Genomic DNA, 19,596 nt, shown 5'->3' on the forward strand with positions numbered 1-19,596 from the left:
GTAAGAGCAGCGCTTGTGCCACCCTAGAGCGCATATACACCACTTGGCACAGCTCATTCTGAGACGGAGACAAACTTGCGTTCCTCCCTGTCAAGAAATCAGACAATCTCACTCTGAGACAGAGTTTAAAGCTACTGAGAAGCTCCTGGACAATATCCTGGGCGAGGCCCTATGGAAGGGAATTGGCGACACGTATCGGGACGCTTTTCATAGACTGTGCAAAGACGGGTTTTTGAGTCGAGAAAATGGCAATCACGATTGGCTTTTTGCGAGAGCATAAAGAACTCCGTGCCCTGGCGATAGGACACGATGTAGCCCTCTTTCATCAAACGTTTTGCAAGTTTTTTGACTGACCCCTGCGCCTCATCTTCCGTGCAGAGCTCTAAACGAATCAGATCGGAAAGTCTGACTTCGACCGGCATCGTGCAGCAGCCGCCCCAGCAGCCTTTGCACATATCTGTGCGATAGGGTTTCCATGTTGAGGGGCGGTCGACGTCGGGTCTTTTCATTTTCTAACTAAGGAAGTTTCTTTCTTACAAGTTTACTGTTGTAGCGTGCAGACGCATCTGATGACTGCAGTAATACAACACTGTACCCACGATTGTAAAGCTCACGAAGAAACTGTGGCATGATCTCAGCCGTTTTTCTTTGGATATCGTGGAATAAGACCATGCCTCTGCCACGAGCATCCAATTGCGCCAAAGTTTTATTGAGCATCGTTTCATTTGGCTGAGCTTTCCAGTCTTCACTGTCGATAGACCAGTAGAACTCACCCGTAGAGTTATTTCTTAGGAAGTTTTTAAGCTCCGGAGAAGACTCGCCGTAAGGGAAACGGAAGAAAGGATCAACCCAACCCAAAACGTCGTAAACAGCTTGGTGGCCACCTTTGATTTCGGCAACGGCTTCATCAAATGAGAACACCTTACCATTTGTTTTACGGCATGCTGAACTTGTGCCCAAGCAAGCGTGTGTCATCGAGTGAGTTCCCACGGCATGACCGTCGGCAGCCACTTTCTTCACGATCTCAGGGTTCAAACGAACGTTTTTCCCCATGTGGAAGAAGATGACTTTTGCATTTACTTCTTTAAGTGAACGCAAGATAGATTCCGTGTAAAGATCGCTCGGGCCGTCATCAAAACTAATGATCACTTCTTTACGAACGACGTCACCAGTAACGGCAAAGTATCCATTCGTCGTATCTCTTTTTTGAACATTCGTCGGGAATTGGAAGTTGTTCTTTGACCTCACCTGACTCAAGGCATCCACCGCCACAGCCAAAGTGGATCTTTCAGAAGCGTGATAAGCATCAAGCTTTTCAGCGAGCTGCTCTTTGCAAGAACTCACCAACGCTCTGTTATTCACATCGTTAATTTCGTTTTCAAAAATAGTCAGTGATTGACCATCCAAAGACGACAACTCGGCGCAAAGATCAGATTTGAGTTTCTCACGTTCAGACGCATCCATCATGAATTCTTGGCGCCATTGAGCGAAAAGAACTTCAGGATTGGCTTTAGACTGTTCCCACTCAAGCAAGGATTGAGCATTTTGATTGTCAATGACCGCCTGCTGAACGTTTTGTCCAACTTGACTGCCACAGCCGACAAGAGAGCTTACTGCTAAAAATGCGAATCCGCTAACTAACAACTTCTTCATAAGCACCTACTGAGATACGTCTGTTCCCTGCCCAACGTTAAGAACATTCCAAGCAACTTTCTGTTGCTCGTCCCCCTGTTCGGTTTCCTTATTAGCCTCTGGCTTTTTTAAACTAAATTTAATCTTGGAGTTTTCAATAATCACGCGTGGATCCACAGAGTGATTGTCGAAGATAACCAAGTTGCGGGACGCTTGCGCCGTCACCACATGAGGATTCCATAAGTATCTAAAATAGATCACCAATGAACCCGCGAACTGACTCAATAACAAAGACAAAAGTCCCAAACTTAAAAGACCGATCTGCGGCAAAGTCGTTTCCCAACGAGCTCTCTCCAACACTTCAAAACGTCCATCAATCGAAATCTTTTGCGCCTCTAATTTTGCCAAAGATGTGCTGAGCTCTTTATAACGATTGAATTCCAACTCAGACTTTTTCTTCAAATCCTCCACCATCTGCGCAGCAAACGGCAAAGTCTTTACTTCTTTTTTCAAACGAGTGATGGAGCCTTGGACCTGCGCCAGTTTTTCACCCAGCATATTATTTTCGATCCTCAACGCTTCGATCTTTCCACCGACGCCATAAAGAGCACTCTCTCTTTGACCAGTGCGACCACGCTCAAGATATTGGATCATTTTTTTATTTTCGGCCATCTTCAACTTGATTTCGTTGGCACGAACCAGAAGATCCGAAACGTAATCACCCATCTTGTCTTTCGAAGCCAACGGCAAAAGATTTTCGTCTTTGTTCTGCATTTCCGCAAGCTGCTTACCCAAAAGAACAAGCTTTTGATCAGCTTCCTCTTTTTGTTTCGTCATGAAGCTTTCAACACGGCCAATCTCTGCCAGTTCGCGTTTTTTTAAGGTCTCTGCAGCAAGTTCCGAAGCCGTGTTCGACAAGAACAAAGACATCGCCTTAATCGGAGTGACAGCTGACACTTTTATTTCAAAATCAGAATCCAATTGAATCTTAGTCCATCTATCCAAGCGTTGAAGAAGCTCGACCTTCACTTCTTCTTTATTCAAGTTTTTGAGATAGTTGTTCTTCAAGATCTCATAACCCTTGCGCTCTTCCATCGTGATCAAAGGGCTGCTTCCACGCTGTTGCAGACGGGTCAATAGAGTTTCATAAAACTCGCGTGTTTTCAGATACTCAATATGCTTCGAAAGCAAACTGCTGCCTTTTTTCGACTCTTGAACGGTTTTAGACAAACCAAAAAATTGATTAGAAAACGCCTGCATCGCCGAGTTCTGAGAATCGTGAATAACAATTGTTGAAGAAGCAACAAACGGGATTTTAACAACGTAAACAAGCACGCTGACAGCAAATAAAATGGCTGTAAACAACGCGAACATACGCCAATGGGATAAATATAGCTTAATAATTTCGCCCACGGTTAATTCCGGTTCAATATGTTGATCACTCATATTTCCCCACCTTCAAAGTGACTGTGACATGTCCCTTCAAGCACTGGTTGTGCCACTGAAAATCCGGCTTGGCTTGTGTTTAATCTGTAATGAGGATTAATGCTTTGAAATTACTTCAGGGCTGAGCCCTCATTTGACAACTTCCATAGGATGACGACCGCACCAATGAAAAAGCAGCCCACGAGAGGCCCAAATGCGAGGCTTAAACGAAAATAGGAGTTTTCAGGATCATCGACACGGGCCCATGCCAAAATTTGTCCCGTAACAGCCAAGGCCAGCCCCCGAGAAATCTTGCCAATCATCTTCCAAACACCGAAGTAGAGACCCAATTCGTCCTTCCCTGTGCGAACCTCCTCATCCTTCACGATATCCGTCAATAAGGACTCTAAAAGGACGGCGGATCCCACTAGGGCGCCACTAATACCTGAAGCAAAAAAGAGCGTCCACATGACGTCTTTAGGAGGCAAGAACGGATAGATAAAAGTGGCCGTGAGCCCAAGAACAAACACCCCTGCCATCAAGGCATTCCTCTTTGAAACAAAACGCACACTGTAGACCCACAGTGGAATCGACAACGTAAATACTAACAAGAAAACAAGAAGCACAAGACTCACTTGCTCTTCACTAAACTTTAGACGCAATCGATAGAAGTATAGAGCCAAAGAGGAATTAAAAGTTAGCCCCATGTTAGCAATAAAATACGCGGCTAGCAGAGGCATAAAGCGTTTATTTTTTATCGGCATGGTTAACGAAAATCCTCCCTCCTTAGAATCTTTAGGAGGAGGACGATTGAACTTACGCGCCGTGAACCAAGACACAAAAGTTCCTAGAGCCAAGAGTGCGACGATCATCCATGCCGTAACACCATAGGGTTTGTATTCTCGAGAGATCAAAAAATAACTGGGAATGGCGATGCCAAAAATCGCACCGATATTTCCAAATGCCAAACGCCAACCAATCAAGCGGGATCTTTCGTGCTCTCCGGACGCCAGATCACCTACGATCGCCGAATAAGGAACACTCAAAGTCGTATAAGCTGTATTCACTAATAATGAGAAAAATAAAAGGTAACAGAACTGTGACCATACTCCTTTAAGAAACGGCGGATTTAAGAGCCCTAAAATAGAGAGAGAAAGAAAAAGAAATCCCCAAGGCAAGAGTGAATAACGCTCCCCTCGGCGCATACGCAGGCGGTCGGAATAATGCCCGACAATGGGATCGATAATGGCATCCCAGAATATGGCCAACCCTAAAGCCAGCCCTGCCAAAGAGGAATTGAGTCCGACATGATCTGTATAAAAAACCAGTAGATGGAGTCGCAGGAAGATTTCAACACAGTTTATGCCGAGTTCAGCAAATCCGTATCCAACACCCTTCATGATTTCCCTGTCCGTGAGACAGAGGCTGCCACAAAACCGAAGACCATCCAATACAAACGGTCCGCCATGCCTCCGATGGACAAGTGAATATGATAAATTACAAGAATAGGAATATGCGCCAAAAGATAAATGGCAACTTGTCGCTTCGAGATGTCAAAGGACATCAACGCTTTCAATGAACCCACCAACATAAAGACCAAGGCAATTCCACTCAAAATTAATAACGGCCATCCGCCAATCACCCCCGCAGAAATAAAAATATTGTGGGGATCTTTCATCGCATTGTAGTTCGAAACATCCACATCATTTCCCGCAGCAAACTTGGAAAGAAGACCGTGTCCCAACCACGGTTCTTGAAGAAAGATTTGACTGCCACGTTCCACTTCCTCCCAGCGAGAGGCGATGCCATCTTGAGCCTCACGTCCTCCTAAAGAACTTTGTCCTGTTGCAATGCCGCGGGCGAAATAATAAGTCTGTGGACCGAAGAAAAGTGTAAAGGTCAGAATGAAAGCTAGGAATGCGAACTTAAAAATGCGCCCCTGATTGGTGGCCGTCTTGTGCAAAATCATCGTCACAACAAATGCGACGACCACTGCCGCAGCTGAGGAACGAGTTCCCGTAAGAATGATGGCCCAGAAGCTCGCCAATAAAACCAAGGCACTCCAAATCTTATGTTGCAATTTTGTGTCTTGCAGAAAGGTTCCCAAAGAAAATATGAAGGCCACCGTCGCACACGTCACCATGTGGGGAATATGTTTAAAGACGCCCACAAAACGCCCGCCTTTAAAAACACTTCCTCCAGCTACAACCAATAAAACTAGAGAAATAAGAACTAAAGCTCCCGACCAACGCTGCACATATTTTAAAAAATCGTCCATACTCCACAAACTCGGAATAAGCAGCCCGTAGATCACGATCATAAAAAGAGATACGGCCAAAGCGCCGATTTGCATCAAGGCGGATTCATTTGGATTTACATAGTGAGCCTGAAGCAACGTTTGCACCGTCAGAATCAGCATCAGAAAAAAAACAAAGAGTTTATAGAAACCGCTGAGATGATTGCGATCGCGAACTCTCAGCCACATAAAAATGAGCGGAATGCCAAAAAGAGCGCACAAGAAAACATTCACAAAAGGGTGAAGTCCTTGTTGGTAGATCAAAAATGAAAAGCTCTGGGGAATGGGTAATAAACTTCCTAAAGAGATTTTAGAAATAAACAGCAGGGCCACGAGGGCTTTTATTAAAAATAAAATGCGTCCGTCGCGGGCCTGAAGCATTACTTATCCGCGTTTTTATCAATGAGCACCGCAGTTAAGACGATCCCCAAAACGATGGAAACAATTGTGATATTGCGTGAAGCCTCGGAACTGATCCAAGGGGTTCTTGGTGGAACGTAAACGAAGTCATCCTGTTGCAGCTTCAAATTTTTAGCTCCACCAAACTTGATGATCTTCTCGGCATCCACTTCGTAAGCACCTTGGTATTCATTGATGGCTTTCGATTTGATCTCTGCCCAAGATTTAGGCTCCATTTTGCGAACCAACACTTCTGAAAGGTCTCCCCCGTTTGTAGTTCCACCTGCCAGGGTCAAAAGCTTCAAAAGATCTGTGTTGCTCGGAACGTAGTAGATCCCTGGTTTATTCACGGCACCCAATAATTGTACGGCAATCAGGGATTCTTTGGGAGAAGATCGGAAAATGTATTCAGAAGATTGTTGCGGCGGTTTGATGTCGCTTAACAAACCCACTTCTTGAGCGTGAACTGTTTGAGCACATGTCACCCAAAAGATAACAGCCATTAATAAGCGAACGGTTTTACGCAAGATCATGATTTCCTCCTAGAACAGCACACTCATTTCCCTGGACCTAAATCGAGAGCGTCAAAGGGTCAATGAATTTCGATGACTTGACTTCAGTCTATACCTCACAATGGAGTCTATGACGACTTCTGTCCCAGAGCACGAAAAACTTTTTGATGAAATCTGCAATAAACTGAACGAGTTAAGCACTCAGAATCAGGACGGCGAGGCTTTGCCGCCCCAACCTAAGTATGAGCAAATGCAAGTTCAGATGAAAAAATTCCATTCAGAACTCAAAGGTTCTCAAGAGGAATTGCGCGAAAAGATCAAAACCCTTGAGAACGTGTCTTACGGTCCTGAAACGTTGGACGCACAACTTAAGCAATTGGTTGATCAACTTTCCGCGGAAAGAGCCAGCAACACAAAGCTGAGCGCTGATCTTGCGAAATCTTTGGAGCTCAGTCTGCAATTGCAACTGGAGATCCAAGGTTTGAAAGCGCGTGCTCTGCAAATGCAAAGCGAAGAGAAAAAGTACAGTCAGGCTTTGTTTGAGAAAAACAAAATTTTGCAAAGAGACCTTGAGCTCAACCACGCTCTTAAAGATGAAACTGCTATGGAGCTGGTTAAAGCCAAGAGCGCTTTTTCTAAAGAACAAGAGCTTTGGGAAGAACAACGCGAACAGTTCGAGACTCAGATTCAAGCTTTGAAAACCGAGAAGCACGAGCTGGAACAAACTGTGGATGAACTTAAAGCTACAGTGGAAGAGCGCGACAACACGATCACTTCTTTGAATGAGGAAATCGAAAAAATTTCGGCCTCCTTCGGCGAAGTGGAATCTTCGGCAGCTCAACAAAACGACGTACTTAAAAATTTGATGTCGGTGGCGGAAACAAAAATCATCGAAATGAAGTTGGCGCTGGATAAAAAAGCTCTCGAAGCTCAAGACTATTACAGTCACTTGCAGCAGGCTCTCACTCAATTGGGAGTTCTAAAACAAGAAAATGCAGCCTTGAAAGAGTATGTCGCAAAACTCAACTACTACCACCAACAAGCGCAGCACGCGCAAATGGCGGTGGCTCAGATGGCACAAGTGGCAGCCGCTCAAGTTCAAGGCCAACCCCAACAAGGCCAAATCGCTTCCGTTCAAAAATAGTTTTTTAGAAACATTTAGAAAATAAAAAAGCCCCGTTTTTCAACGGGGCTTTTTTTTCTGATTTACTTTCTCGGTCCGCCGTTAGCATTCTGCGGGATCTGAGGATATGCGCGGCTTAATAAAACTTTTTTCGCCGCTTCACCGCTAATGCGGAAGTAAGGAATGTTGGTCGTGACATCGCCAAGTCCCAATTTGTTAAACGGATTCTTCGGATCCAACCAGCTAAAGAAACCAGAGTAGAAATCAAAGCGACCACGGCCTTTAATTCCACGGCCCTTGTCACGAATCACAAAATAGCCACTGTGCTTCGATCCATCAGGAAGTTCCAATCCGACAACAGCAGGAACAAAAATAACTTCACCCGGTTTGTAGATCGTAAGGTCGGCCGCCAAGGTATAGAAGGGATCAAGGCAAGAGCTGTTCACACCGTAACCAAAACGGCAACCGTCTTCTTCGATTTCAAAGAAACGATCTTGTCCGTCGAAACGGCCGATGATGTTGAACGTGTGAGTTTTTCCGTCCTGAATGATGGCACAAGAGCCTTGAAGAGCGCAGGCACTTTCAGTTTTCGCACAAACCGTCATTAATTTTTTTCCGCCAGCTCCGTACAAACCTGTTTTCTCGTTAGCGGCACATGATTTTTTATCTTCGTTAATCACTACAAAGTAATAAACCGTCGGCTTTAAAACACCCGGTCCGTCCATTTCAGCTTTCGATGGAGCAGCAATATCAGGCTTTGGCGCAGGTTTCGGAGTGGGTTTGGGTACTGCAGGAGTTTCTTCTTCAGACTTTGGATCTTCTTCTTTGGATTCTTGCGCTTTAGAAGCGTCGTTTTTTACAACTGTTGTCGGATTCTTTTCTTGAGATTCTCTGACTTCCGTAGCTTCACTGGCTTCGGCATAAAAAGAAGGATCTGGGTTGACGGGACTTTCTGAAATAGTTGAAGTCTCATCCCATCCGCCAGAAGGTTGCTCGATATTGGCTTGGAATTGACCACAAGAAACCAAAACCATCAATTGGCTAAGAAGAACGAGCATTCCTAAATTTTTCTTCTGTAGTGTCATGACAGACCCCTTTTCAAACAGGGCGTAGAATACCAAGTTCGTTAGGGGCGATGATGTTTTTTTGGATCCCTTGAAAAGAAGAAAAATGCGGTGACAAAGATGGGCGCCACCGCACTGTCATTATTTTAGACGAATTCGGAAACCACCAAAGGTCATAAGTTCTGAAAATTCATAACCATTTTCTGCCTTTACATGCTTTATTGCGCGGATCAATAACTCAACGTCTTGTGGCGTCTCTTTCTCTTTGGCAATCGCTACAGAATAGTCTTGTTGAACTCCACCTTGGTTTAACTGATCCAAAGAGGTCTCAAGAAGAACCTCGTAGCTTTTATTTACGAGAAGCATTTGATAATTGCTGTAAGTCACTTCGATTTGCATTCCATTAGGTGCCACGTACTTTTCAGATGTTGGCAACCGATCTGCAACCCACTGCCCCTTGTCACATTTCACAAGAGACACTTTCAAAGTAGCATCTTGATTTTGCTGAGTAGCTTTTTCATTCACGAGTTCAACACGAACAAATTTTTGACCGCCCGTAAAACTGGACTGAGCATTGCAATATGCAACAGATCCATCTAGGACCTTTAAAACTTGAACTTCAGCCTGCGCTGCTGTTCCTGTCCACAAAAATGCTCCCAACGACAATACAAAAAGCGCTTTCATAAATACCCTTCTTTGAAAAATAAAGTTATGAGGGCTTAACATAGCATTACGAAATATTAAAGAAGGATTCTTGTTGCTCTCTTTTTGTTGTCGCAACTCATTCTGGCCTCGACCATCCGGGTGAGTTCAATTGAGAAGGAGCCTAAACTTTGGTAATTTTTTTAAATGAGTTCTAACAGTTTTCTTTCCATCGACTTTGGCACGAGCAATTCGCTAGTTGGCGCCTATCATAAGGGTCAACGCTTCGAAGCCCTTCCCATTGACAACAAAGCCACTGATCCCTCGATGATGCGCACCCTCCTTTACTTCCCTCATCCGGATCTCTGCTATTACGGAGCAGAGGCAATTGAACAATACATTGATCAAGATATGGAAGGACGTCTGTTTCGTTCTTTTAAGTCGCACCTTCCCAATCAAAACTACCTCGGCACCGTTTTGGACAATCGCATTCTGACTTTGGAAAATCTTATTGGAGTTTTTCTTTTGGAACTAAAAAAGCGGGCGGAGAAAATTTTAAATACTCCTGTCGAAAAAGCGGTGATCGGCCGACCAGCCCGTTATTCGATGGATGCCGTGAATGACGGATTTGCCTTGCATCGCATGCAGAAAGCCGCCACGTTTGCTGGCTTTAAAGAAGTGCAATTTGTGCCAGAACCTTTGGCAGCGGCCTTCGACTATCGCCGTCAGCTCACTTCAGAAAAAACCGTGTTGATTGGTGACTTCGGCGGAGGAACCTCGGACTTTACCTTGATTAAACTTCGTCCCGATGGTTTTGCGAAAGAAGATGTCCTTGCCATTGATGGATGCCCTCTTGCCGGGGACGCTCTCGACAGTGTCTTTATGAGTCACAGACTGAATGAATACTTTGGCGCGAAGTCTCGCTATCGCCTGCCGATGGGAAGCAACGTTTTAACCATGCCTTTGGGAGTGACACAGCGACTGAATCACCCTGCGCACATCGTGCATCTGAAAGAAAAAGAAACTTACGAATTCATCCGCGAAGTTAAGAAATGCTCTTTGACGAAAAAAGATTCTGAAGCGGTTGAAAGGCTCTTTACGTTGATCGAAGATCAGCAAATCTTTCCGTTCTTTGAGAATATCGAAAAAACCAAACGCGCGCTCTCAAATAGTGACAGCACTCGATTTGAATTTGATTATCCGGGTCTAGAGATCGCAGAGCCCTTCACGATTTCCCAATTTATCGAATGGTCTGATGCAACTCGCGAGAAAATTTTCGCAGCTTTGGATGAGTGTCTAAAATCAGCCGGTGTGACTTCAGACCAAGTAGACTTGGTTTGTTTGACGGGTGGGACTGCAAAAGTGCCATTTATTCAAAAAGAACTGGAAAGCAGATTCGGAGCTCACCGCCTTCAAACCCAAGCGCACTTTCACTCTGTGCTCTCGGGCCTGACGGAGTCTGCGGGCTTTTGGGCCCAAGGACAAAAAGTCGTCTAAACGACGTAATGAACGTACATCTTTAAATAGAAACCTTCTGGGAACTGCATCAAGGTCGGATGATCCGCCGCATGTCCCCCGCGCAAAACACTTCGCACCTCTGAAAAGTTTCTGAGGGACGCTTTACGAATGGCATCGCGGAATTCTTCTTCTTCAAGCAATCCCGAACAAGAGCATGAGGCCACAAAGCCATTTTTCTTTACCACACGGAAAGCATGGGTGTTCATCTTAAGATAAGCATGTTTTCCAATAGGAATGTCTTTTTTAGACTTAATAAAAGCCGGAGGATCGGCAATCACGATATCATAGTGAGTGCTTGCAAGTTCTGTCAGTCCCGTTGAAACGTCCATTTCATGAACAACAACTTCGGCACCCTCGCGTTCCGCATTCTTTTTTGCAAAAGCCAACGCCGTTTTAGAGACATCCACCAAAGACACCTCCACATCAAAACCCAAAGACTTTAATGAACGAGAGATTTGCGTCGACCAATGTCCCACGTAACAGCAAAGATCCAACACACGCAGTTTTCTCTTTTCCTGCGTTTTTGCCCAGTTTTTGAAAAGGCCTACGGCCAAATGAATATTGTGAGTTTGATCTAAGAAGAAACCTGTCTTTTGTCCTTCTTGCAAATCACAACTCATGTGAACCAAACCGTCGTCACTTGCCGCATTCAAAAGAATCTCAACATCCGTCAAATTAAATTCTGGAAGATCCTTGATTGTGCGAGGTTCTTCAACTGTTAAACCTTCAAGCTTGCGAATGTTCACGTCATTGCGAATGACAACCGCCGTTTTATCCCATGAAAATTCAGAAAGCCCTTGAGCCTTGGCTTTTTCAACAAGACCTTTAAAAAAACCTTCAGCATCTTTCAAAGCCTCATTCATTCCGGCCGTCACAAGCTGAGCCGCAAAAACCTGCGCTCTTTGTCCCTTTTGCTCAATCACGTAGTAATCAAGAACAAGCCCCGGAATATAATCCGATTCCCCAAAAGCCAGACGGAAGCTGCCACGGAATCCCGCTGCTTTACGAACTTTCCAAGAATTCAAAACTTTGTCCTGCAGATATTCAAAACTCGTCGGAGCTTGATCTTGAGGGCTGAAACTCAAAGCACGAAACGCAATCAAAGAGTGAGGATTGCCGTAACCACGGGCAAGAAATTGACCTTTAGAATCCTGCAACTCCACCGGAGTTCCTGGAATAAGACCTTTCGGACTTGCCGAGAGTTCATTTGAGAAAACCCAAGGGTGTCCGCTGCGAATTCTTTTATCAGCTCCTGGGCGGAGTCTCCATACCGTCATCATCTCTTACTCACCTTCAACAGCAAACACGATCAGTTCTGTGATTTCTTTTTTTGAAAAATTATTGTCGCCCATTACGAGAAGACTGCGGCGACCATCAGCAAGCTTAGGTCCAAAAGTTAAAGCTTCAAAATTCTGAATAACCTTTGTACCACGCTCTTTAGTGAGGTCCGTTTCAAAGTCGATGAGCTTTACTTTCTCAACGCCTGTGAATTTTCCATCACTCAGTTTTGTAAGAGCCGTGACATCGGTTCCCTTAGAAAGATCCACCAAGTACAATGCCACCGTTTGCGCCCAAACATTTTTAGAAAACAAACGAACGCCTCTTTCCAAGACGATCAACTTTGTCTCAGAGATCGCAAGAATTTCCGATACACCTCGGAAAACTTCTTTTCCCTGTTGGTTGTCTTTGAAAGAATCGACACGGTAAGCGTATTCAGCCACGGGCTTATAGCCCTGCTGTCCTTTGTCTTCGTACTTCAAAATACGAATCCAATCGCCTTGAGCTTCTTCACCGGAAATATAATCCTGAGACAAAGCAGACTCTGTACTTGTATAGACAAACTTGCCATCCGCAAAACTTGTCAAACCTTCAAAAGCTGAATTGTTTTGAATGCCTTTTTTCTGCTGTCCTGTTGTTTCAGGCAAAAACTTATCGGGAATGGGAAAGTCGGATTTCCACGCACCCGCAGAACTTACACGAAAGATACGAGGCATCTCACGAGGCTTGGCATCGTTGTTTCCCTCTGAAGAAATCAAGAAATCTCCACTTGGCAAACGCACAAGTCCTTCCGGGTCCATGCCCGCGGGTTTCTCCCCTTGAGCCGGAAGTCCCGTGATAAAGTTCACGCTCTTTGGTGTGAGCGCCACCGTCTTTTTATCAATCTTCAAATCGAATTCAAAAAAACGCGGCTCACCCGCACGACCCTTATCGTCCGAAAGAGCAAAGAGTGTATTTTCACTCCATACGATGCCAGACAATCCACCAATGGTGGCTTTATTAAACTTTGTCCCGGTCGCAATCGAAGTTTCACCGACGTACTCTAAACGAAGAGCGAAAGCTTGCGCACTGACCAGAACCAATAAAAGAGATACGAGAACTTTAAACATATTTTCTAACTTCTCCAACGAAGTTCGGTTTCTTTCACCGGATGATGGAATTCGCGTTTTTGCTCAAGATGATCGTGATATTCCGTCTTAAGCGCATAATACCACTTCGCCTGAGTGTCGGCGTCTTTAATCAACATCAAACTTGGATCGTATTTAAGACCCTCTTGCTGTTTCGTCACGGCATCCATATCTTGGCCCAAGAAATTCTTCGAGAACAAATGCAGACCTGGCTTAATCAAGCTCAACCAAGGGATGTCCCAGTAAGCAAGTTGAGTCACTCTCGTGTTCATCTCATCCACCGGAGTCAATGCCGTGTAAGAATAGAAATTACGAGGACCCACTTCAATGTGTTCAACACGCACACACGGAAGAGTGAACGTGATTTCTGTCGTCGGAGCCCCACCCAAAACTTTATAAGCCTTGGAGTTCTTCGAAGGTTGATGGCGCACCATTTGGAAACCATAATTCACTGGCGCAAATTTCTTTTTCTTTTCTAGCATTGTTTTTTCAGAACGCCAGAACCAGCTTTTATGCACGTAGGGTCCGTGGGCTGGGTCCATCAATCCAATCACCGCGTGATCCACATGACATGGAAAATTCACAACGTAAGTAAGCTTCGGCTTTACATCCACCGGGAAAGCTTTCATCACGGGAACCTCAGGAGCTTTCGTGACGTCATAATCTTTGTCGCCCATGAAAATCCAAATCAACCCCTGTGCTTCATGAATCGGATAAGAGCGCACTTTGATTTTATTGGGATTAAGTTCTTGATCGGGGCACAAAGAAGGAATCTCGGTGCACATGCCCGTGCCATCAAATTTCCAACCATGATAAGGGCACTCAATCGTATCATTCACGACACGACCGTAGCTCAGAGGAATTCCGCGGTGCGGGCAAATATCTCGAACGGCAGAAACTTTTCCTTTGGAATCGCGAAAGAACACAATCGGTTCATTCATGATTTTACGAGCTTGAGATTTCCCAACAGCCAGCTCCTGGCTGGGAAGTCCCACATACCAAACATTCTTTAAAAATCCAGTGTACATGAAAGTCCTCTAACTAACGAAGTCCTGCTCTTTTTTCTGCTAGCAAACAGGTATTTTGCAATAACGTGGCTATTGTCATCGGACCGACTCCACCAGGAACGGGAGTCGCTGCCTTCACCCAGCCATCAAGTTCTTCAAAGCGCACATCTCCACACAGTTTTCCCGCAGGGCCTCCGTGATGCATACCCACGTCGACGACGATGGCGTCCTTTTTAAAATCTTCTTTTCCTAGCATGCGAGCTTTCCCCGCCGCGACCACAACCAAATCCGCTTCGCGAGTGACCGCAGAAAGATTTTTCGTCTTGGAATGACAAACAGTCACTGTCGCATTTGCCTCAGTCAGAAGCTGTGCCATGGGTTTTCCGACGATATTACTGCGCCCGACAACCACCGCGCGCATGCCTTCTACCGAAATGTCATAGTGCTTTAAAATCGTCATCACTCCCGCAGGAGTGCAGGGTTGTACAACAGGTTTTCCTGCAAAGAAATAACCTAATGAAACATACGTTAAACCGTCTGCATCTTTTTCAGAGGAGACCAAATTCAAAACTTCTTCGGAATTAAGATGCTTCGGCAAAGGAAACTGGACGAGGATTCCATCGACTTTGTCGTCTTGGTTTAAAGCGATGATTTTGTCGTTAAGTTCCTGTTGAGTCGTATTGGAAGGGAGAGAGTGAATCGTGGAAGACATTCCGACAGATTCGCAGGCAATTTTTTTATTTTTCACATAAATGTGGCTGGCACCGTCGTCACCCACAATGATGACTGACAAGTGAGGAGATCGCCCGATTTCTTTCACGAAACTCACCACGCGAGGGGCAAGAGATGAACGCACTTCTTTGGCTACTTCCTTACCATTGAGAATGAGCATCGAACCTCCCATTTTTGTGACCTCAATCTCACTTATTTACCCAAGAAATTCAATGGTTTAATAAGTGCATTCAGAAAAATAACAAAGTCCTAAAAAGAGCCGCAATTTCCCTGCAAGCCGCCATAGCGGACCCTCCCAAAACCCATTTTATTCTTGATTCAAGGCCGCTATTTAGGGTACAAACCCTTTAAAACATTAGGGGATTTAATAAATGGCTGAAAAAGTAAAGCTCTCAAAAGACGGCAGTTCTATCGATTTCGTTCAGTCAGACAGCCTTCCTACGTCCCTGAAAAAGTTCCGTCAAAGCCCTGAGATCGAAGGTTTCTACCGCTTTATTTTCGAAAACGACCTGCAAAAAGAAGCTTTTGAAATCTTGGACCGTATTATCATCCAGCGTAAGGCGAAAAAAGCCGGTGCGAAAAAAGAGGCCGCTGCCGCAGCTAAGGAAGAAAAAGCCGCTGCTGCTAAAAAAGAAGCTGCCGCTGCCAAAGGTAAAAAGAAGTAATCACACGAAGTCCGGACCTCCGGACTTTGTTTTTTGATTTTATCCGTTCTCACCTCTGACCCCATCTTGCTTTCACTTCTCCGCACTGGAGATAACTATGAAAGCAAATAAGATTTTAAAAAATAAAAAAGGCCAAGGCCTTATCGAATATCTGATCATTGTAGCGATTGTCGCCGTGGGTAGCATGGCGATCATCAAAGTGGTTGGTGGAAATGTGAACGCCAAGTTCGCAAATGTCGCTAACGTCCTGGGTGGTAAAGCCGCAGGCACGAACGTGACCTCTCACGAAGTAACTGAGTCCATGACAAAGAAAAGGGATTTCAGCAATTTCTTTGAAGGTGCCTCCAATAAAGCCGAAAAATCCGACAAAAACTAATGAAGCGCTTTCTTTCGCAACAAGGTCAGAGCACGATCGAAGCCGCTCTGACCTTGCCTCTTCTTATCGTGGTTATCACGGCCTTTACCCTCCTGCTCTATCGTGGGATGGTGTTTTATTTCGCCGACTACAACTTGCATGAGGCATTGATTTGCGCCGAAAGCTCTCCTCTGATTTCTTGCGAGCGAGAACTCAAAAACCGTCTGGCAAACGTTCTTATCACAAATGTTCATTACGAAGTCCACTTGAGAAAATCCGGACGAAGTTTCCAAGGAACTCTCTCGGTGGATTTTAATCCGCCTCTGAAGCTCGAACAAACATTGAAGAAGGCCTCTCTATGGTGATCAAAAATCAAAAAGGCTCAGCCCTCGCCATCATTCTTGCGATCCTTCCTGTCTTTATCGCCGGAGCTCTTTTATGTTTTTCTCTTCTAGGTCTTGTGCAAAATGATTTAGCCCTAAAATATGAATGTCGTACCGAAGGACAAAAGGGGCAAAAGAGAGTCAGTCCTTTGTTATCTACTCTTCTGGCACTCAATCCCATGGCCATCGCTCTGAAGGCAGAGCTTGCAAAAGCAATTGCAGAATTGGCCACCGCCGTGGCAAGTGAAAACCCTGTCGCCATTGCCAAAGCAACCTCTCACTACACCAAAGTTCTTGAGAAGCGAGACAAACTCGACCGCCGCCAAAAACAGTTGGTTAAACAAAGTAATTTACTCTTACAGCAATCCCACACTTTTACAGCCCTAAGTTTACGTCGGACGGGTGCCATGACCTCCAATATTCTACTTAAGACAGAGTTGGGACCTGTGCGTGGTAAGGCCCCGAAATTGGCTGTCCGTCCGGATTCACCGGACATTGCTCCGACATATAGCCTTGTCGATGATTTCGAAAACAAACAAGCCTTGGCCCATGAATGGCAGTACCGGGTTCAAGTCCGGCCTCCTTTTTCAAATTTTCTAAAAGGAGAATTCATTTTCAAAAAAGCGTGTGCGGTATCACTCGCTAAGGAGACCTCTTCATGGCATCCCAAAATCATCGTGGGCAAATTCTCATTGAAGTCTGTTTGGTGATGTTCTTTGTCGCTTTGGCCGGATTTGCCGCCATCAACGAACTTTCCAAACTCAAAAATTCTCAAAAAAAATATCACCTGACTGAGGATAAAAATCATGCAGCAAAAAATTCTTATCGCTCTAAAAAATAACTACCTTCTTCTCGCCTTCATTTGCCTCGGGGCCATTTCATATTTCGTCTCTCGCCCGACAGAGGAAATTCCGCAAAAAGACAGCTTTCTTCCCGAACCTCAATCTGTAGATACATTTATCCCGAGTGGTTTTGTTCTCGTTCCCATCGAAATTTCCAATGCCGAGTCCTTGGCATCTTTGGTGGGCGATATGGGTGGAGTCGTAGATCTTTACTTGGCTTCAAATGAAAGACAAAAAGGCGGTCTTAAAGTGGGTGCTAAGTTAAAACTCTTAAGAGCGCCTTTGAATCCGCAGCAATACGCGGTTTTAGTTAAAGAGACTGAAAGCTCCAAACTTCTCAGTTACGCCGGCCCCTTTATTGCCGTTGTTCAAAATCCTGATGCGAAGGGCACTCAACTGAGTTCCTCAGGGCCAGCCCGCGTGCGCGTGGACTATCAAAACTAAAGAGGTTTCATATGAAAAACTTTTTTCTGCCACTTCTATTTGTATTTCCGTCCAATGTTTTCGCGCAAAGTATTCTTTTGCAATCTCCTGGTTCGTCGTCGACGGCTTATCAGGAATTTATCAAATCTCACAAGGACTCGATTTCGTTTGTCGATCACACCCAGACCCGTTTGCAAAAGAACGAACGTCAAGAAACTCAGCTCTTTCAATTAGGCGATTCATTTAGTCAGAATGTGCAAGCCACTGTGGCACAACTTAAAGCCATCCAAAATGAAGGTCCATTAACTCTTCTAAGCCTGCGTTACGTGCGTGATCTCACCGAAAAAAGCTTGGCACTTAAAATTTCTTCAACAGAACGCCAAGAGCTTCTGCACTTCTATTGTAAAAGTGTGGCTCTGTTAAGTGAGGGCCCTGTTTTATTCCCCTGCCCGACTCAATTCACGTCCTTGCAAAAACTGGCAAAGAAATATCCTAACTTAGATAAAGTTTTTATCGAATCGCAAGGATTTGCTTTAGAAGATACAGCACCTTTGTCACCGAAGACCGCTTATCAATGGACTTTGGTTTCCAACTCACAAGCACCTGTCACTTTTTTTGGAACCTTTGAACAGCTTTTGAACCAACAGTTTGTCTTTGCAAATTTTGTTGAGGGAAGCTGCGAAGGCTTTACGACGCGGGACCTGGATTTCGAGCTGACAAATCGTGGGGTACTTTATTTCTCTGACGAATGCGTGCGCAGAATTCAATCCCACGAAGAAACGAAATCTTGGGTCGCTGAAAATAAAACGTGGCTTTACACCGCAGGCGCCATCGTTCTGGGAGGAATAGTCTATTCAATGAAAGACAAAAAGATGGTGATTAACACATCCTCATTCAAGTGAGATCTTGCGACCATCAAAGACGATCTCTTTCACAACGCCATCTTCAATTACCGAGTGTGAATCCGCAAAAGTAGAATCCGGGTGAGAATGTGTAACTGCCAGATCTCCCGTAAACTTTTTGATCTTGGCTTTGACACTTTCATCCAAGGCGATTTTATTCCGCCAGAATGATGGTGGCTCAATCGGACTGTCACAACCAAACGACAACGGAATTTGTGCGGCCCTTAACGCTTCCCAAGGGAAAACGTATTTATAAAGTTCACCAAGCTTTGCCTCCAACCACACACGATCACTTAGCCAATGGCAGGGTTGCATATGACAGCGTACATGAAGCGGCTTCATCATTTGAATCGTTTCCGGTCTTAGCAATTGCACATGTTCTAAATTCAAACGGCCGACAGAACCTTGTGCAGAAATTTTACGAGCGAGCTGCACGATGTGATGAGCTGCTTCGTCGCCAATCGTGTGAATTGAAAACTCAAGCCCTGCGGCCCAAGTTCTTTTCATGACTTCTTCGACATGGGAAAGATCCCACAAAGTCATTCCACGAGGGCCTTCGGTTTTTCCGTTATAAGGTTTTGAAAGATACGCGGTCTCGGAACCCAAAGAGCCATCGTAGAAAATCTTAATGCCCTTCATGCGCACGTAAGGCGTTTCACTCTTTTTTCCATGAAGACAAAGCTGCAACATCTTATCAAAGTCGTTAAGATCGTGGGATGTTACGTTTTCTTCAATCGCCAACGTCAGCTCTTTTGCCTCTGACATCTCGACCAAAAGATTCCACAGAGACTCATTGCACGACATATCACGTACATGTGTAAAACCAGCTTGATTGTAGACTCGGCACGCCGACAGTATATGACCGCGCTGTTGTTCTTTTGTGAATGAAGGTAAACGATCCCAAGCCTGAAGATGTTCTTTCTCGATAAGAACACCCGTCTCTGAAGTGAACCCAAGAAGCTCCAAGGCTTTTGAATTCACCCAGCAGCGATGACCATCCATGCGCGCAAAGAAAACAGGATTGTTCGGAAAGATCTGATCGAGAATTTTCTTATGCGGTGGTGTGGGCCACTTTGTTTCATCCCAACCAAAACCCACCAACCAGTCGCCGCGATAATAGGACTTCTTGAGCGGAATCGTCGCTAAGTCCTCGGGCTTTTGCAAAGAACCCAAAGCAAGACCTGAAGCAAATTCCCCGGTCGCGAGGAAGTGAGTGTGGCTGTCGTAAAGACGCGGGATTTTAAAAAGCATAAGGCCCTCTGTTTTAGCAG

General features: G+C 45.0%; 22 protein-coding genes. 9 read left to right on the forward strand and 13 right to left on the reverse strand.

Translation table 11 applies throughout. The annotated features are described in order from the left end of the window. Positions 1–131: 131 nt before the first annotated feature. The 6 genes from ACL934_RS16575 to ACL934_RS16600 all read right to left on the reverse strand — a co-directional run bounded on the left by ACL934_RS16575 (position 132) and on the right by ACL934_RS16600 (position 6,285). Positions 132–509 carry a YkgJ family cysteine cluster protein gene (locus ACL934_RS16575; RefSeq protein WP_374075355.1) on the reverse strand — a complete coding sequence of 126 codons (378 nt, stop codon included), beginning with the start codon at positions 507–509 and terminating at the stop codon, positions 132–134. Positions 510–516: 7 nt separating this feature from the next. Then, entirely contained in the window at positions 517–1,653 is a 1,137-nt protein-coding gene (locus ACL934_RS16580) for a polysaccharide deacetylase family protein (RefSeq protein ID WP_374075356.1), read from the reverse strand. 6 nt (positions 1,654–1,659) lie between these two features. Next, the gene (locus tag ACL934_RS16585; protein WP_374075358.1) at positions 1,660–3,078 is read right to left on the reverse strand and encodes a hypothetical protein; all 1,419 of its coding nucleotides are present in this window, start codon (positions 3,076–3,078) and stop codon (positions 1,660–1,662) included. 110 nt (positions 3,079–3,188) lie between these two features. Beyond that, positions 3,189–4,457 carry an MFS transporter gene (locus tag ACL934_RS16590; protein WP_413612629.1) on the reverse strand — a complete coding sequence of 423 codons (1,269 nt, stop codon included), beginning with the start codon at positions 4,455–4,457 and terminating at the stop codon, positions 3,189–3,191. Next, a complete protein-coding gene (locus ACL934_RS16595) occupies positions 4,454–5,734 on the reverse strand; it encodes an O-antigen ligase family protein (protein ID WP_374075362.1) in 1,281 nt (426 codons plus the stop codon). The genes ACL934_RS16590 and ACL934_RS16595 overlap by 4 nt, the downstream gene beginning before the upstream one ends. Then, positions 5,734–6,285 carry an SLBB domain-containing protein gene (locus ACL934_RS16600; protein ID WP_374075363.1) on the reverse strand — a complete coding sequence of 184 codons (552 nt, stop codon included), beginning with the start codon at positions 6,283–6,285 and terminating at the stop codon, positions 5,734–5,736. Before ACL934_RS16600 ends, ACL934_RS16595 begins: the two co-directional genes overlap by 1 nt. 109 nt (positions 6,286–6,394) lie before the next feature. On the opposite strand from ACL934_RS16600, the gene ACL934_RS16605 reads away from it, so the two are divergent. Beyond that, positions 6,395–7,408 (forward strand): hypothetical protein, encoded by a 1,014-nt coding sequence (locus ACL934_RS16605; protein WP_413612630.1) that lies wholly within the window; start codon positions 6,395–6,397, stop codon positions 7,406–7,408. Positions 7,409–7,470: 62 nt separating this feature from the next. On the opposite strand, the gene ACL934_RS16610 is transcribed toward ACL934_RS16605, so the two are convergent. Both ACL934_RS16610 and ACL934_RS16615 read right to left on the reverse strand, forming a co-directional pair. Beyond that, positions 7,471–8,472 (reverse strand): 3D domain-containing protein, encoded by a 1,002-nt coding sequence (locus tag ACL934_RS16610; RefSeq protein ID WP_413612631.1) that lies wholly within the window; start codon positions 8,470–8,472, stop codon positions 7,471–7,473. Between the two features lie 120 nt (positions 8,473–8,592). Then, a complete protein-coding gene (locus ACL934_RS16615; protein ID WP_374075370.1) occupies positions 8,593–9,135 on the reverse strand; it encodes a hypothetical protein in 543 nt (180 codons plus the stop codon). A 165-nt stretch (positions 9,136–9,300) separates the two neighbouring features. Here ACL934_RS16615 and ACL934_RS16620 point away from each other — a divergent pair, with 165 nt between their 5' ends. Next, positions 9,301–10,590, forward strand: a complete 1,290-nt coding sequence (locus ACL934_RS16620; RefSeq protein WP_413612632.1) for an Hsp70 family protein — start codon at positions 9,301–9,303, stop codon at positions 10,588–10,590. Here the strand turns inward: ACL934_RS16620 and ACL934_RS16625 are convergent. Genes ACL934_RS16625 through folD form a run of 4 tightly spaced genes read right to left on the reverse strand, consistent with a single transcriptional unit; the run spans position 10,587 to position 14,915 of the window. Beyond that, positions 10,587–11,891 carry a class I SAM-dependent rRNA methyltransferase gene (locus tag ACL934_RS16625; RefSeq protein WP_374075373.1) on the reverse strand — a complete coding sequence of 435 codons (1,305 nt, stop codon included), beginning with the start codon at positions 11,889–11,891 and terminating at the stop codon, positions 10,587–10,589. The genes ACL934_RS16620 and ACL934_RS16625 overlap by 4 nt on opposite strands. A 3-nt stretch (positions 11,892–11,894) precedes the next feature. After that, positions 11,895–12,998 carry an esterase-like activity of phytase family protein gene (locus ACL934_RS16630; RefSeq protein ID WP_374075374.1) on the reverse strand — a complete coding sequence of 368 codons (1,104 nt, stop codon included), beginning with the start codon at positions 12,996–12,998 and terminating at the stop codon, positions 11,895–11,897. Positions 12,999–13,003: 5 nt separating this feature from the next. Next, positions 13,004–14,044, reverse strand: coding sequence for a Rieske 2Fe-2S domain-containing protein (locus ACL934_RS16635; RefSeq protein WP_413612633.1), 1,041 nt, complete (start codon positions 14,042–14,044; stop codon positions 13,004–13,006). Between the two features lie 13 nt (positions 14,045–14,057). Next, positions 14,058–14,915, reverse strand: a complete 858-nt coding sequence (gene folD / locus ACL934_RS16640) for a bifunctional methylenetetrahydrofolate dehydrogenase/methenyltetrahydrofolate cyclohydrolase FolD (RefSeq protein ID WP_413612634.1) — start codon at positions 14,913–14,915, stop codon at positions 14,058–14,060. A 211-nt stretch (positions 14,916–15,126) separates the two neighbouring features. On the opposite strand from folD, the gene ACL934_RS16645 reads away from it, so the two are divergent. The 7 genes from ACL934_RS16645 (at position 15,127) to ACL934_RS16675 (ending at position 18,325) form a co-directional block, all read left to right on the forward strand. Then, positions 15,127–15,420, forward strand: a complete 294-nt coding sequence (locus ACL934_RS16645; protein WP_413612635.1) for a hypothetical protein — start codon at positions 15,127–15,129, stop codon at positions 15,418–15,420. A 97-nt stretch (positions 15,421–15,517) separates the two neighbouring features. Continuing rightward, positions 15,518–15,796: a Flp family type IVb pilin gene (locus ACL934_RS16650; RefSeq protein WP_374075382.1), complete on the forward strand. Its 279-nt coding sequence runs from the start codon at positions 15,518–15,520 to the stop codon at positions 15,794–15,796. Further along, positions 15,796–16,140: a TadE/TadG family type IV pilus assembly protein gene (locus tag ACL934_RS16655; RefSeq protein ID WP_374075385.1), complete on the forward strand. Its 345-nt coding sequence runs from the start codon at positions 15,796–15,798 to the stop codon at positions 16,138–16,140. The genes ACL934_RS16650 and ACL934_RS16655 overlap by 1 nt, the downstream gene beginning before the upstream one ends. Continuing rightward, entirely contained in the window at positions 16,134–16,868 is a 735-nt protein-coding gene (locus ACL934_RS16660; RefSeq protein WP_374075386.1) for a hypothetical protein, read from the forward strand. Before ACL934_RS16655 ends, ACL934_RS16660 begins: the two co-directional genes overlap by 7 nt. Beyond that, complete coding sequence (locus ACL934_RS16665; RefSeq protein WP_374075387.1) at positions 16,817–16,999, forward strand: hypothetical protein; 183 nt, start codon at positions 16,817–16,819, stop codon at positions 16,997–16,999. The genes ACL934_RS16660 and ACL934_RS16665 overlap by 52 nt, the downstream gene beginning before the upstream one ends. Continuing rightward, positions 16,965–17,444: a hypothetical protein gene (locus ACL934_RS16670; RefSeq protein WP_374075389.1), complete on the forward strand. Its 480-nt coding sequence runs from the start codon at positions 16,965–16,967 to the stop codon at positions 17,442–17,444. The genes ACL934_RS16665 and ACL934_RS16670 overlap by 35 nt, the downstream gene beginning before the upstream one ends. An 11-nt stretch (positions 17,445–17,455) precedes the next feature. Further along, positions 17,456–18,325: a hypothetical protein gene (locus tag ACL934_RS16675; protein WP_374075391.1), complete on the forward strand. Its 870-nt coding sequence runs from the start codon at positions 17,456–17,458 to the stop codon at positions 18,323–18,325. On the opposite strand, the gene ACL934_RS16680 is transcribed toward ACL934_RS16675, so the two are convergent. After that, entirely contained in the window at positions 18,314–19,576 is a 1,263-nt protein-coding gene (locus ACL934_RS16680) for an amidohydrolase (protein WP_374075393.1), read from the reverse strand. The two genes, ACL934_RS16675 and ACL934_RS16680, sit on opposite strands and share 12 nt — an antisense overlap. Positions 19,577–19,596: the final 20 nt, after the last annotated feature.

Origin of the sequence: Bdellovibrio sp. HCB-110 (assembly GCF_047323225.1) — a bacterium.
Classification (GTDB): Bacteria; Bdellovibrionota; Bdellovibrionia; order Bdellovibrionales; family Bdellovibrionaceae; genus Bdellovibrio.

What these genes read in the sequence shown, in the direction of transcription:
- ACL934_RS16675 (WP_374075391.1), top strand. Translation starts at nt 17,456, where the DNA reads ATGAAAAACTTTTTTCTGCCACTTCTATTTGTATTTCCGTCCAATGTT.
- ACL934_RS16680 (WP_374075393.1), bottom strand. Translation starts at nt 19,576, where the DNA reads ATGCTTTTTAAAATCCCGCGTCTTTACGACAGCCACACTCACTTCCTC.
- ACL934_RS16595 (WP_374075362.1), bottom strand. Translation starts at nt 5,734, where the DNA reads ATGCTTCAGGCCCGCGACGGACGCATTTTATTTTTAATAAAAGCCCTC.
- ACL934_RS16635 (WP_413612633.1), bottom strand. Translation starts at nt 14,044, where the DNA reads ATGTACACTGGATTTTTAAAGAATGTTTGGTATGTGGGACTTCCCAGC.
- ACL934_RS16575 (WP_374075355.1), bottom strand. Translation starts at nt 509, where the DNA reads ATGAAAAGACCCGACGTCGACCGCCCCTCAACATGGAAACCCTATCGC.
- ACL934_RS16660 (WP_374075386.1), top strand. Translation starts at nt 16,134, where the DNA reads ATGGTGATCAAAAATCAAAAAGGCTCAGCCCTCGCCATCATTCTTGCG.
- ACL934_RS16630 (WP_374075374.1), bottom strand. Translation starts at nt 12,998, where the DNA reads ATGTTTAAAGTTCTCGTATCTCTTTTATTGGTTCTGGTCAGTGCGCAA.
- ACL934_RS16615 (WP_374075370.1), bottom strand. Translation starts at nt 9,135, where the DNA reads ATGAAAGCGCTTTTTGTATTGTCGTTGGGAGCATTTTTGTGGACAGGA.
- ACL934_RS16610 (WP_413612631.1), bottom strand. Translation starts at nt 8,472, where the DNA reads ATGACACTACAGAAGAAAAATTTAGGAATGCTCGTTCTTCTTAGCCAA.
- ACL934_RS16670 (WP_374075389.1), top strand. Translation starts at nt 16,965, where the DNA reads ATGCAGCAAAAAATTCTTATCGCTCTAAAAAATAACTACCTTCTTCTC.
- ACL934_RS16665 (WP_374075387.1), top strand. Translation starts at nt 16,817, where the DNA reads ATGGCATCCCAAAATCATCGTGGGCAAATTCTCATTGAAGTCTGTTTG.
- ACL934_RS16580 (WP_374075356.1), bottom strand. Translation starts at nt 1,653, where the DNA reads ATGAAGAAGTTGTTAGTTAGCGGATTCGCATTTTTAGCAGTAAGCTCT.
- ACL934_RS16590 (WP_413612629.1), bottom strand. Translation starts at nt 4,457, where the DNA reads ATGAAGGGTGTTGGATACGGATTTGCTGAACTCGGCATAAACTGTGTT.
- ACL934_RS16600 (WP_374075363.1), bottom strand. Translation starts at nt 6,285, where the DNA reads ATGATCTTGCGTAAAACCGTTCGCTTATTAATGGCTGTTATCTTTTGG.
- ACL934_RS16625 (WP_374075373.1), bottom strand. Translation starts at nt 11,891, where the DNA reads ATGATGACGGTATGGAGACTCCGCCCAGGAGCTGATAAAAGAATTCGC.
- ACL934_RS16605 (WP_413612630.1), top strand. Translation starts at nt 6,395, where the DNA reads ATGACGACTTCTGTCCCAGAGCACGAAAAACTTTTTGATGAAATCTGC.
- ACL934_RS16655 (WP_374075385.1), top strand. Translation starts at nt 15,796, where the DNA reads ATGAAGCGCTTTCTTTCGCAACAAGGTCAGAGCACGATCGAAGCCGCT.
- ACL934_RS16585 (WP_374075358.1), bottom strand. Translation starts at nt 3,078, where the DNA reads ATGAGTGATCAACATATTGAACCGGAATTAACCGTGGGCGAAATTATT.
- folD (WP_413612634.1), bottom strand. Translation starts at nt 14,915, where the DNA reads ATGCTCATTCTCAATGGTAAGGAAGTAGCCAAAGAAGTGCGTTCATCT.
- ACL934_RS16620 (WP_413612632.1), top strand. Translation starts at nt 9,301, where the DNA reads ATGAGTTCTAACAGTTTTCTTTCCATCGACTTTGGCACGAGCAATTCG.
- ACL934_RS16650 (WP_374075382.1), top strand. Translation starts at nt 15,518, where the DNA reads ATGAAAGCAAATAAGATTTTAAAAAATAAAAAAGGCCAAGGCCTTATC.
- ACL934_RS16645 (WP_413612635.1), top strand. Translation starts at nt 15,127, where the DNA reads ATGGCTGAAAAAGTAAAGCTCTCAAAAGACGGCAGTTCTATCGATTTC.